Source organism: Methylobacterium marchantiae, assembly GCF_042679825.1.
Taxonomy (GTDB): domain Bacteria; phylum Pseudomonadota; class Alphaproteobacteria; order Rhizobiales; family Beijerinckiaceae; genus Methylobacterium; species Methylobacterium marchantiae.
This window is the reverse complement of the sequence record NZ_JBHTND010000008.1, coordinates 151616-164469: the sequence shown is the minus strand read 5'-3', so window position 1 is coordinate 164469 and position 12854 is coordinate 151616. Positions and strand designations below refer to the sequence as shown.

Sequence of the window (12854 nt, the reverse complement as noted above, 5' to 3'; positions counted from 1 at the left end):
TCCAGGCTGACGGATCGCTTCGAGGCGAAATCCGCGCCCACCGCGGCGACGAAATACCCTTCATCGCCCGCCGTTGGCCGGCTTCTTCAACACCCTGATAGGCCGGTCAAGCGCGTCGAGGAGACCAGGCGGGGCGGCTTCCGAGCCCACGATCGCGTCACGGGGAAAATGACCGGATCACCCGGCTCGACGCGCATCGCCGGCTCGCCCTTCGCCGACAGGCCGCCCGGTCTCCCTCACGGGTTGATCCATCCCTCCGACAGCGCGGCTCAGGCGGGATCGGTCGAGCGGCGAGATCGGGACCGGAGGGCGCTTCCTGTCCCTCGCTGCGGCGTCCGGCGGCACCTGCCCGTGACTCATGGTGAGAGACGGTCGTTCCCGCGTCACGTCGTGCCGAACAGGCACGCCGCCTTCGGGGAGAAGCTCGGAATCCTGTGCAAGAAGAGGGGTTCCCTCGAGGCCGAGCTGCAGGCCGGCCTCGACAAGCGCCCGGAACCCAAGCGCCCGGAACCCCGCTGCCCGCCGGCACCAGACGCCCCGAAGCTGCAGCGGAGCGTCCGGGACGTCATCGACAAGACGCCGGAGGATTTCATGGCCTCGGTGGAAAGCCGCGCGGCAGAGGCCGGGAAAGCGAAGACGCCCAAGCCCTGATCCCAAAAGCCACCTGCCTCTCCGCGAACCCGGAAGAGCAGGTCACCCACCGCCGAGGCATCGGCGCCGGAGCAGGCCAGTGGTCGAGGTCGGATGGGTGGCACCCGTGCTCAGGGTCGGGTTTCGATCCATCAAAGATGGTTACAAATGCCCACTTGTTCGCAAGCTAGATTCGGTTCGTAGTCAATTATTACCCTATAAGCCAGTAAATTAAGCAATTTTGCGTCATGAGTGATTAAATGCCAACTATAATCTTATGGCGCTGACAGGAACAGATCACCACATAGTCCACGCTCATCGCAGTATGAATAGACCGTTTTCCCTGTGCTAGAATCTGTGTACTGCCCACAAACCTTATGAAAGTTTTTTTTCAGATTACAATTGATCATAAGAGCTTGCATTTTCGTTGACGGTATCAGCTTACCTTTATCTTCGGCTGAAAAGACTTCGAACCCGTCAACTTGTAATGCTTCTTCGTAGGTCATCATGAATGGCAGAATCGTCATGGTCAAACTTCACCTTAAGTTATTAATTCCATTGGCAACTGCATTGCCGATCTGCTTTGCAAAATGTGACTCAGTAACCGCGCCAATCGGCTCGGGCTGTGCTGGAATCCTGAGCGGACGACCTGCGGCCTTTAGTTGAGTCGGCCCCATGGTCACGAGGAGGGTATCTTTGCGGTTTCGCGAAACGTCGAAAAATTTGCCGCCCTGATTTGCAGATACCTCAGTAAATTTCCACGCCGGGTTTATATTTCCGTCCGCCTTTATGTAAAAGTACGTTGTTTGCTGAATTACTTGGAGACGCCCTCCACTTTTAAAAGGATTAGAAATATTATTGTTCAGACTAGCGGGAAACGCCGCCGAGAAAAGTGTTTCTTTCAAACCCAGCGTCCCCGCGATTGGATAAAGTTCTCTTCCGGTATCGCAGGGCACATTCTGAAACTGGCGCTCGTTGAAATATTCGCTGAACACTGCGAACCAGTCTATCTCAAGCTCACGCGAAGCCTCGGATGAAAGTGAGCCGGCAAGACCAAGCGCCAGGGTGCTGGGCATTGCAACTGTCACGCTCGGATTGAGCGCTGTCATCTCGTTTACATTCAGAGTTAGCGAAATTTTTGCCGACCACGTCTTCATCCATTCCGCATCATTGTGATTGTTTGTCAAATTGTCATAGGTGTCAAGAACTGCATTTCTCATTTCACAATGGATGTGCGAGGTTACCGCTTGAACGAATGGTGCTTCGTCAGTCCAGCCCTTGTCCGAAAGATCGAAGCGAGGCGGGGTAGTCCCGCAGGCGGACAATAGCAAAGCAAAAATCGCGCACGGGGCGGGCCACTTCATGTCATTAGCCTTGTCTGCAATCAATGTGAGCATTCAGGCATGGGCTTGAACACACTACAATCGATCAACAAGATTGTAGTGTGAAATTTTTTCACTGTGGCGTTTACACATCAATTCTCCTCCGACGAAGAGGTGGACGAAGATTGTCTGCTTCAGGAAGGCTTCAGATGCACAGCTCTTGTTTCAGCCCATGCTCAATCTAAACCGTCCACGTCCCAAAGGTCTGAATGCGGGCAGGAAGCCAACGTCCGCTCACCACCCAACTCGATCGTTCGAAGCAGCCACCAAACGTCGGCTGACGCCAGGCGATTTCCACATCGCCGCTCGCCTCGGCCGCGCCAGGGCTGCCGCGCCTTGTATCGCGGTCTCACAATGTCGGTTCCGCGAGACTGCCCGTAATCCCGGCCCGCGGCGCGTCGGCTGAATCGGCGTCCGTGATCGCGTTTCGCCCGGCGAGCGGGTTCGACGGGCGGCCGTCGCGCCTCGCCACCCGGTTCACCTGGCTTCCTGAGACGTCATCAAGCCCTGGATGTCCGCGAAGGTCGCGTCCCACTCGGTTGCCGGAATCGGCATCAAGCCGAAGAACCGCAGAAAGAAGGCCCCCTCGGTGGCGAGAAAGGCCAGCCGGGCACGCCGCGCGGCAGGGTCGTCGGCATGCAGCCCGACGGCATGGTCCCGATACCACTGGCGCAGGTCGACGAGATGCTCCGGCGTCTGAAGGAGGAGGGCGAGCAGACTGGCGGCCCGACGCTGGGTGTCTTCGTCGTCCCGGCGGGTCACCTCCACATGCGCTGCGACCCGCGCGAGAAGGGAGGGATCGCCTCCGGCGAGCGCACCGGCACGGTCGGCATAATCCTGCATCCAGCGGCGTAGCATGGCCGCGATCAGCGCCTCCTTGGTGCCGAAGGACGATTGCACCCCGCCCTTGGTGATCCCGGCCGCCTTCGCCACCGCGTCGATCGTCAGGGCCGCCGCGCCACGCTGCGCGACGATGTCCTCCGCGACGGCGAGCACATGGTCACGGTCTATCGTCTGGCGTCGCCCCATCGCTCGCAGGTCCTCCTTGAAAAATTAAAATACGTGCGTATTTCAATTCGGACAAGTGAGCCGGACGGTGGAGCAGGGGCCCTGCCGGTTCGGTGACCACGAACGAAGGAAGGAATGCGTCATGGCGTGGCTCTATCTGGTAGGGGCGGGGCTGCTGGAAATCGGATGGCCCGTCGGTCTGAAGATGGCTCAGACGTCCGAGACCCGCTGGACCGGCACCGCCATGGCGGTCGCCTTCATGGCGGCGAGCGGATTCCTGCTCTGGCTTGCGCAGCGTGATATCCCGATCGGAACGGCTTACGCCATCTGGACCGGCATCGGTGCGGCGGGGACGTTCATGGTCGGCATCATGATCTACGGCGATCCGACGTCCCTGGCGCGCTACGCGGGTGTGGCTCTGATCGTCGCCGGGGTGGCGACCCTGAAGCTGGCGCACTGATCCACGTCGGTGTCGGTTCCGCGAGACCGCGCGTGGTGCCTGCCCGTGCAGCATCGCCCCGTCGAAGGCCGCGCCGGGCCCCGACGCGAAAAAGGCCCCGGATCGCTCCGGGGCCTTTTTCGTCGCTGCCGTGCTCGACGCTCAGCGGAACAGGTTCAGGAAGCCGCCCGGCTCGGCATAGATGCCCGGAGCCGCGGTGGAGGTCTGGAAGGTGATCGAGCCGATCACCGCATCGCCACACCATTTCGAGGTCCCGCCATTGGTGATCTGGCGGAAGTCGCCGGTGAAGGCGGCGCATTCGGTCTTGGTCAGGTCGGTGTTGTGGTAGCGGACGTCGAGGACGATGTTCTTGTAGGTGTAGGACAGGCCGACATTGCCGTAGAGGTAGCTCGGCAGGTTGAACGAGGTGAAGCGCCCGATGCCGGCATCGAAGCCGGTGGCCGAGCTCTTGGCCGAGCCGAGGAAGAAGTAGCCGAGTTCCGAGGACAGCGAGAAGCCGCCGGCATAGGCCTCCGGCAGGAACGGGAAGAACGTCGCCGGCAGCGTGTAGGCCAGGGTGCCCGAAGCGTAGGTGCTGTTGGCGTGCGTGCCGAGGAAGTTCGGCGAGAAGAACACGTTGGTGCCGACGGTGAGCGCGTCCGTCGCGGTGTAGAGCATCTTGCCGGCGGCTTCGTAATAGTCGGTGTTGCGCGTCGTGAACGGGCTGCCGTTATTGTTGAACAGCTGCTGCTCGTTCGGGTAGAAATAGTAGAGGATGCCGAGGTCGAAGGCGAACTTGTCGAAGGTCGGGCGGATACCGGCGACGAGATCGAACTCCATGTCCGGCTTGGTCGGCAGGCGGACCTGATAGGTCGCGAAGCCCGCATAGGCGAAGTTGTTGAAGAACTGGGCCTCGAAGAAGGTCTGGTAGCTGCCCTGCAGGTTCGACTGCGACACGCCGCGGAAATTGTAGTCCGTCTGGTAGCGCGAGCCGAAGGAGAAGCCGATGAGCGGATCGGCCGCCTTGGCCTCCACCGGCATGGCCTTCGGAATGGCGAGATCGGCCGAAGAGGCCGGAGAAACTGCGAGGCCGGCGAGCGTGCCGAGGGCCAGTATCGAGGTGGTCAAGCGGCGCATGGCCCGGTCCTTTTCGTGAAAGACGTGAGGGCGTGGCTGCGCCAATCCCCGTTCCGTGAGATCTCCCGGGCTTTTGTCCCGCCGTGCCGGCACGGCGGTCTTCGCGTGCCGGTGGAGGCTCTCGGACCAGTCGCGCCGTCTCCGGCGCCGGAACCCTAGCCTCCAACTCAGGCTTGACCGTATGGGACGATGGACGTGAGCAAAAGGACATTGCTGCAACAGTTCCAATCAATCCGGCCGTCTTGCTTGAAAACCGATTTAATCGTGCCGATCACCGGCAAGTTGCACAATATTGATACTGGACGTGCACAATAAATAGCTGATTTTCGCGATGGGCGAGAGCGGCCCGGCCATCCCGGCCTCCGCCCCGGCACCTCCAGGCGGCGCGGGAGCGCGAAACGCGACGGGCCGCACCCTGTTGGGGTGCGGCCCGGCCACGTCGTCGACGATTGCGCTGGAGTGGGAAGCTACTCGCCGGTGAGGGCGGCCTTGGTGCGCGACCACCATCCGGCGCGCTTGGGACGATCGGGATCGGCCGGCGTCAGCACCACGGCGACGGGCTCGGGCGCGGGAGCCGGCGCAGAGGCGACCGGTGCCGGCTCGATCGCCGTCTCGGCGTCGGGCTGGACGGTGCCGGCGGTCTCCGGCTCCCGGGCGACGTCTTGCTGGGTGAGGTCTTCCCGGGCGACGTCCTCAAGGTCGATGCCGGGAGCCCGGAACGACGGCTCTTCGGAGACCGGCAGGTCCACCGAGACGGCCTCGGGCTCGGCCCCGCGCGGCGGATCGGACAGGACCGGAGCGGCCGCCTCGGCGGAGACCGGCTCGCGCTGGTCCTCTCCGGCGTCTTCTCGCGCGTCGTCGCGCGGGCGGCTCTCGTTGCGCTCGCGGCCACGTCCACCGCGACGTCCGCGGCGGCGGCGACGGCCGGCGCCCTCGTCGTCGGACGCATCCGAGCGCGGCGCGGAGACCGTCTCGCCGTCCTGGGCCTCGGCCGCGACGGGCCGCTCGGCCTCGTCGTTGTCGTTGTCCCGACCCTCGTTGTCCCGACCTTCGATGTCGCGACCTTCGCCATCCTGGCCGTCGCCATCCGCATCGTCGTCGCCGGACTGGTCGTCATCGTTCGCGGCGTGCTCGCCCGTCGATTCACCGGTCTCGTGACGGCCGCCGCGACGGCGACGGCGACGACGGCGGCCACCGCCGGAACGGCCCTCGCCGTTGCCCTCGGCCGATTTCTCGCGCGACGCCTCGGCCTCCGGCTCCGCCACCTCGGCCTCGACGATCGCCTCTTCTTCCTCGTCGCCCTCGATCTCGTCGTCGGCCTCGTGCAGGGGCGAGATCGCCACGGCGCGGACCCCCGTCACCGGACCCTCGTTCCGGATCGCGAGCTCGCCGCGATCGAGCTGGAACGCCGAGGTGGCGGCCAGCCGCTCGTCGGCGGCGATGGTGACGCTGACGCCGAAGCGGATCTCCAGCTCGCGCAGATGCGCGCGCTTCTGGTTGAGGATGTAGAGCGCCGTCTCGGTGCGGGTGCGCAGGATGAGGTTGTGGGTCGTGCTCTTGAGCAGCGATTCCTCGATGGCGCGCAGGATCTGCAGGGCCACCGACGCCGTGGCGCGGACATAGCCCGAGCCGCCGCAATGGATGCAGGGGAGCGACGAGCTCTCCAGCATGCCGGTGCGGATGCGCTGGCGGCTCATCTCGAGCAGGCCGAAGGGCGAGATCCGGCCGACCTGGATGCGGGCGCGGTCGTTCTTCAGGCAGTCGTTGAGCTTCTTCTCCACCGCGCGGTTGTTGCGCTTCTCCTCCATGTCGATGAAGTCGATGACGACAAGCCCGGCGAGATCGCGCAGGCGGAGCTGGCGGGCGACCTCCTCGGCCGCCTCCATGTTGGTGCGCAGAGCCGTGTCCTCGATATCGTGCTCGCGGGTCGAGCGACCCGAGTTCACGTCGATGGAGACCAGGGCCTCGGTCGGGTTGATGACGAGGTAGCCGCCGGATTTCAGCGTGACATGCGTCGAGAACATCGCGTCGAGCTGCTGCTCGACCCCGTGGCGCGCGAAGATCGGCGTCGGGTCGCGGTAGGGCTGCACCACCTTGGATTGGCCCGGCATCAGCATGCGCATGAAGTCGCGCGCCTCGCGGTAGGCCTCGTCGCCCGCCACCAGGATGTCGTCGATGTCCTTGTTGTAGAGGTCGCGGATGGCGCGCTTGATGAGCGAGCCTTCCTCGTAGACGAGGGCGGGCGCGGAGGAGGACAGGGTCAGCTCGCGCACGCTCTCCCACAGGCGCATCAGGTATTCGAAGTCGCGCTTGATCTCGGGCTTGGTGCGGGACGCGCCGGCCGTGCGCAGGATGACGCCCATCCCCTCGGGCACCTCCAGGTCCTGGGCGACTTCCTTGAGGCGCTTGCGGTCAGCGGCCGAGGTGATCTTGCGGGAGATGCCGCCGCCACGGCCGGTATTGGGCATCAGCACCGAGTAGCGGCCGGCCAGCGACAGGTAGGTGGTGAGCGCCGCGCCCTTGGTGCCGCGCTCCTCCTTGACGACCTGCACCAGGATGATCTGGCGGCGCTTGATCACTTCCTGGATCTTGTAGTGACGGCGGTAGGTGCGGGGACGCTCGGGGATCTCGGCCAGCGCATCGCCGCTGCCGCCGACCTGCGAGACCTTGTGCTCGCCGTCCTCGCCTTCATGATCCTCGTCCGAATCCTCGTCGTCGGATTCGTCCTCGTCCTCGTCGTCCGAATCGTCGTCCTCGTCCGAATCGTCCTCGTCGGATTCCTCGTCCTCATCCGACTCGTCGGGGGAGACCGCCGACGGTGCCTCGGGATGGCCCTCGGCCACCGGCTCGGCGGCGGATGTCTCGGCCGGGGCGGCATCCTCGGACACGGGCGCGGTCGCCTCGACCGTCTCGCCTTCGAGAGCGGCCGGCGGCAGGTCGGACGACGCGTCCGAACCGGGCTCGATGGGAGCTGATTCGGCGGTCGCCGTTTCCGCCGGTACGGCATCGTCTGTCGCGGCCGCATCGGAATCGTGCTCGGCGGAGGGAGCCTCACCGAAGGCCTCGGGCGCGAAGGCGTGCTCGCCCGATTCGTTGTTCTGCGAAGCCCGGTCCTGATTCTGCGAAGCTTGGTCCTGATTCTGCGAAGCCTGATCCTGCGGCGCGTCCTCGTCGGGGCGGCGCGCCTCGACGACGTCGGACACGTCCTCCGCGCTCACCGTCTCGCCGGTCTTGGCGGAGGCGGCCTCGGCGCGGCGGCCGCGCGAACGGCGGCGCGGCTTGCGCTCCTCGCGCTCGCGGTGCTCCTCGGCGTCGCGCGCCTCGTCCTCCAGCAGCGCCTGACGATCGGCCAGGGGGATCTGGTAATAATCGGGGTGGATCTCGCTGAAGGCGAGGAAGCCGTGGCGGTTGCCGCCGTATTCGATGAAGGCCGCCTGGAGCGAGGGCTCCACCCGGGTCACCTTGGCGAGGTAGATGTTGCCGCGAAGCTGGCGCCGGTTGGCCGCCTCGAAGTCGAATTCTTCGACCCTAGACCCGTGGACCGTGACGACCCGGGTCTCTTCCGGGTGCATCGCATCGATGAGCATCTTGTTGTTGTTGGCCATGACAAGCTTTCATGGCGGTCGACGTCGTCCTTCTGGAGCCGAACTGTCCCGGCGAAGCGCTGCCCGGTCCTGGCCCATCGGCCGTCGGGGGGAGCGCGCGCCAAGGCCCGAAGACGCGGGCCAGGGGGGCTTTGGGGAAGGGATTGCCGTCAACCGCCGCTGGGCGCCGGCGATCGGCGCGCGTGGGGTTGAACCTGGCCAGGGCCGACGGCGAACCGGCGCCACGCGAACCGCGTACGCTGTGAACACGAGCAACGGCAACCGATGCTGTGCGTCCGTCCATCCTCTCCCTGACCTCACGAAGATTTCGAGGCCGGTCGAAACGCCGGCCACTGATTTCAAGAACGGCGCGTCGGCGAGAAACCGCCGCATGAACCGATACCCACCCGGACGTGAAAACGCCGACGAACTTGACGCGGAGAGCCGACTGCGAAGACGACACGGCGATGAGCCAGGACGCATTCGCGGGCCGCGGATGAGACCGCACGGCACCCGGGAAGGGGACATTACCATTACAGATCGTCGCGGGCGCTTGGCAAGCAGCAACGCTCGCGCCGCCGCAACTTTGCCGACGTCGCGCGGATGCGGCAGTCCGGCCCGCAGTTTCGCTCGGGTCCTGTCGCGCGGCGGCAACAACGAGCCCGCATCGGCCCGCCGACCGAGAGGAACGGTTAACCATCCCGGCCGTATCCCTTACGAACGCTCACGAACGCCCTCGCTTCCAAAGACCATACGGTTTCGGGACAACGACTGACGGATCGATGCCGCCTCGCGCTCGCCTGCTCCGCCCCGCACTCTTCCTCGCCGCCGCCCTGATGGCCGTTCCGGTCGCCGCGCAGGACGGATCGCGCACGGGCACGAATGCGGGCACGAGTCATGCGGTCTCCGGCCAGCAATCGGCCGTCGCCATCGCGGCGGATCTGTCCGCCGGTGCCGGCGGCTCGACCAAGCTCACCCTGACCCTGTCGAAGCCGATCGAGGCTCGCGCCTTCGTGATGGAGCGGCCCGACCGGGTGGTCATCGACCTGGCGGAGGTGAACTTCCAGCTCGGCCCCGAGACCGGGCGCCGCCGCGAAGGGCTGGTCTCCTCCTTCCGCTACGGCCTGTTCGCCCCCGGCCGCTCCCGCATCGTCGTCGATCTCGCGCAGCCGGCGAATGTGGGGCGCATCGAGACGACGACGCGCGCGCGCGACGGCGCCGTCCTCCTCTCCGTCGAATTCCAGAAGGCGGATCGCGAGGCCTTCCGCCGCGCCGCCGTCTCGAACGACCCGGCCCCGCCGAGCCGCAAGGTCACCGCCGCCGAGCCGACGGATTCCCGGCCGCTGATCATGATCGATGCCGGCCATGGCGGCATCGATCCGGGCGCCATCGCCGCCACCGGCATCTTCGAGAAGGACATCGTCTTCGGCTTCGCCCAGGCGCTCGCCGGCAAGCTCGAGGCCTCCGGCCGCTATCGGGTCCGGATGACCCGCGACCGCGACGTCTTCGTGCCGCTCTCCGAGCGCGTGCGGATCGCCCGCGAGGCCAGCGCCGACCTGTTCGTCTCGATCCACGCCGATTCGATCTCGTCGGCACCGCAGGTGCGCGGCGCCACCATCTATACCGGGTCAGAGAAGGCCACCGACGCCGAATCCGCCAAGCTCGCCGAGCGCGAGAACAAGGCCGATGCCGCCGCCGGCACCGAATCCAGCGAGGGGCCCGGCCACATCGCCGACATCCTGCAGGAACTCACCCTGCGCGAGACCCGCACCTTCTCGTCGGGTTTCGCCAAGGGGCTGATGTCCTATCTCGGCCCCGTCATGGAGATGAGCAACAAGCCGCATCGCGAGGCCGGCTTCGTCGTCCTGCGCTCGCCCGACGTGCCCTCGGTGCTGGTGGAACTCGGCTACCTGTCGAGCAAGCGCGACCTCGACCTGCTCCAGTCCGAAGCCTGGCGGGCCGACGTCACCGGCGGGATGGCGAAGGCCATCGACGCGTTCTTCGCCAACCGCACCTCCCTGACCCGGCCGATGCCGCCGCGCCGCTCCGCGGCAATCGCCCCAGTTTCACCATAGATACGGTGTGAAACCGGGGCTCACGGCGCCCCGGCCCGGAACAGGCGTTCTTCGTCTTCCGGATGATCGCGGGTCGTCGCATCACTCTTGCCTTTCCGGGACATTCGCGGTCTCGGTCATCCTCGCCTCTCGGCCGGACCGGCAGCGGCAGATCATCGACGGACGGGACCCGGATGCGCTTCATCCTTCGTTTCTTCGGCTTCCTGTTCAGCGTCGGTGCGATGCTGTTCGTGCTGCTGTCCGCGGCAGGCGCGTATTTCTACTACACCTACAGCCAGGATCTGCCCGACCACGCGGCCCTCGCCAATTACGAGCCGCCGGTGATGAGCCGCGTCCATGCCGCCGACGGCAGCCTGCTCGCCGAATACGCCAACGAGCGCCGGCTCTACCTGCCGATCCAGGCGATGCCGAAGATCGTCGTCGCCGCCTTCCTCTCGGCCGAGGACAAGAACTTCTACAAGCACGGCGGCATCGACCCCGAGGGCGTCGTGCGCGCCATCCTGACCAACGCCAAGAGCGGCAAGAAGCAGGGCGCCTCGACCATCACCCAGCAGGTGGCGAAGAACTTCCTCCTCACCAACGAGCAGACCTTCGACCGCAAGATCAAGGAGGCGCTGATCGCACTCCGGATCGAATCGACCTACTCGAAGGACAAGATCCTCGAACTCTACCTCAACGAGATCTTCCTCGGCACCATCGTGCCCGGCCGCAACCTGCACGGGGTCGCCGCCGCCGCGCTCGATTATTTCGGCAAGTCCGTCCACGAGCTGACGATCAACGAGGCGGCCTATCTCGCCGCGCTGCCGAAGGGCCCGAACAACTACCACCCCTATCGCCAGACCCAGAAGGCCCTCGACCGCCGCAACGAGATCATCGGCCTGATGGCGCAGAACGGCTACATCACCAAGGAAGAGGGTGAGGGCGCCCGCAAGATGCCGCTGGGCGTGAACCCGCGCGTCGCCTTCGCCAACGCCGCCAACGCCAATTACTTCACCGAGGAAGTCCGCCGCGAGATCACCGAGCGCTACGGCGAGAAGAAGCTCTACGAGGGCGGCCTCTCCGTGCGCGCCACCCTCGACCCGAAGATGCAGGCCTGGGCGCGCAAGGCCCTGGTCGACGGCCTGATCCGCTACGACCAGTCCCATGGCTGGCGCGGAGCGCAGGCCAAGGTCGATCTCGTCGGCCGCGACTGGGGTCTCGCCGTCGCCGAAGTCCCCGGTCTCGGCGACGTCCAGCCCTGGCGCCTCGCCGTGGTGCTGAGCACCACGGGCGGCGCGGCCCAGATCGGCCTCCAGCCCCGCCGCGAGGCGTCCGGCCAGGTCTCCAAGGATCGCGAGACCGGCACCATCGCCGCCGACGGCACCCGCTGGACCGGGCGCTCGCCCGCCGCCGCGCTCAATCCCGGCGACGTGGTCTATGTCGAGGCCATCGACGGCGGCCGCGGCCAGTACCGCCTGCGCCAGCGCCCCGAGATCTCCGGCGCCATCGTCGCCATGGATCCCTATACGGGCCGCGTCCACGCCATGGTCGGCGGCTTCTCCTATGACGAGAGCCAGTTCAACCGCGCGACCCAGGCCCAGCGCCAGCCGGGCTCGTCGTTCAAGCCGATCGTCTACTCGGCGGCGCTGGACAACGGCTACACCCCGTCCTCGATCGTGCAGGATTCGCCGATCACCATCGAGGCCGGACCCGGCCAGGAGGCCTGGACGCCCTCGAACTACGACGGCAAGTCCGGCGGCCCGCACACGCTCCGCTACGGCATCGAGCATTCGAAGAACCTGATGACGGTGCGGCTGGCCAAGGATGTCGGCATGCCGCTCATCGCCGAATATGCCCGCCGCTTCGGCGTCTACGACGACATGCTCCCCGTCCTGCCGATGTCGCTGGGTGCCGGCGAGACCACGGTCATGCGCATGGTCACCGCCTATTCGATGCTCGCCAATGGCGGCCGGCGCATCCGCCCGACCCTGATCGACCGCATCCAGGACCGGGTCGGCGAGACCATCTACAAGCACGACAACCGCAAATGCCTCGGCTGCGACGCCGAGAAATGGTCGGGCCAGGACGAGCCGAAGCTGGTCGACGATTCCGAGCAGGTCCTCGACCCGCTCACCGCCTACCAGATGACCTCGATCATGGAAGGCGTGGTCCAGCGCGGCACCGCCACGATCCTGAAGCAGATCGGCAAGCCGCTCGCCGGCAAGACCGGCACCACCAACGACGCCAAGGACGCGTGGTTCGTCGGCTTCTCCCCCGACCTCGCGGTGGGCGTCTATCTCGGCTTCGACAAGCCGCGCTCCCTCGGTGATCGCGCCACCGGCGGCGGCCTCTCGGCGCCCATCGCCCTCGACTTCCTGAAACAGGCCCTCAAGGACAAGCCGCCGACGCCGTTCCGCGTGCCCCCCGGCATCAAGCTGATCCGCGTCAACGTCGCCTCCGGCATGCGCGCCGGCTCGGGCGAGGGCGCCGGCACGATCCTCGAAGCCTTCAAGCCGGGCACCGCCCCGCCGGACGCCTACGTCGCCGCGCCGTCCGCCGCCCCCGCCGCGGTCCCGGCGGACGCGGACCGCGCGGCCCAGGCCGGCGGATTGTACTAGCG

Annotated in this window: 8 protein-coding genes and 1 riboswitch; of the genes, 4 read left to right on the top strand and 4 right to left on the bottom strand. The window is 66.0% G+C overall.

What is annotated here, in order from left to right:
* The first annotated feature begins 390 nt into the window (after window positions 1-390).
* Window positions 391-651 (top strand): hypothetical protein, encoded by a 261-nt coding sequence (locus ACFQ4G_RS08365; protein ID WP_379040061.1) that lies wholly within the window; start codon window positions 391-393, stop codon window positions 649-651.
* A gap of 515 nt (window positions 652-1166) precedes the next feature.
* Here the strand turns inward: ACFQ4G_RS08365 and ACFQ4G_RS08360 are convergent.
* Window positions 1167-1994: a hypothetical protein gene (locus ACFQ4G_RS08360; protein ID WP_238205513.1), complete on the bottom strand. Its 828-nt coding sequence runs from the start codon at window positions 1992-1994 to the stop codon at window positions 1167-1169.
* Between the two features lie 495 nt (window positions 1995-2489).
* Window positions 2490-3041 carry a TetR/AcrR family transcriptional regulator gene (locus tag ACFQ4G_RS08355; protein ID WP_238205511.1) on the bottom strand — a complete coding sequence of 184 codons (552 nt, stop codon included), beginning with the start codon at window positions 3039-3041 and terminating at the stop codon, window positions 2490-2492.
* 121 nt (window positions 3042-3162) lie between these two features.
* Between ACFQ4G_RS08355 and ACFQ4G_RS08350 the strand changes: the two genes are divergently transcribed.
* Entirely contained in the window at window positions 3163-3480 is a 318-nt protein-coding gene (locus ACFQ4G_RS08350) for a DMT family transporter (protein ID WP_238205509.1), read from the top strand.
* Between the two features lie 141 nt (window positions 3481-3621).
* Here ACFQ4G_RS08350 and ACFQ4G_RS08345 read toward each other — a convergent pair whose 3' ends face one another.
* A complete protein-coding gene (locus tag ACFQ4G_RS08345) occupies window positions 3622-4596 on the bottom strand; it encodes a TorF family putative porin (protein ID WP_238205507.1) in 975 nt (324 codons plus the stop codon).
* Between the two features lie 60 nt (window positions 4597-4656).
* Window positions 4657-4766: riboswitch (guanidine-I (ykkC/yxkD leader) on the bottom strand.
* A gap of 297 nt (window positions 4767-5063) precedes the next feature.
* On the bottom strand, window positions 5064-8201 hold the full coding sequence (locus ACFQ4G_RS08340) for an Rne/Rng family ribonuclease (protein ID WP_238205505.1): 3138 nt from the start codon (window positions 8199-8201) through the stop codon (window positions 5064-5066).
* Window positions 8202-8962: 761 nt separating this feature from the next.
* On the opposite strand from ACFQ4G_RS08340, the gene ACFQ4G_RS08335 reads away from it, so the two are divergent.
* Together ACFQ4G_RS08335 and ACFQ4G_RS08330 are read left to right on the top strand one after the other, a co-directional pair.
* Complete coding sequence (locus ACFQ4G_RS08335) at window positions 8963-10255, top strand: N-acetylmuramoyl-L-alanine amidase (protein ID WP_238205503.1); 1293 nt, start codon at window positions 8963-8965, stop codon at window positions 10253-10255.
* Between the two features lie 173 nt (window positions 10256-10428).
* Window positions 10429-12852 (top strand): penicillin-binding protein 1A, encoded by a 2424-nt coding sequence (locus ACFQ4G_RS08330; protein ID WP_238205501.1) that lies wholly within the window; start codon window positions 10429-10431, stop codon window positions 12850-12852.
* Window positions 12853-12854: the final 2 nt, after the last annotated feature.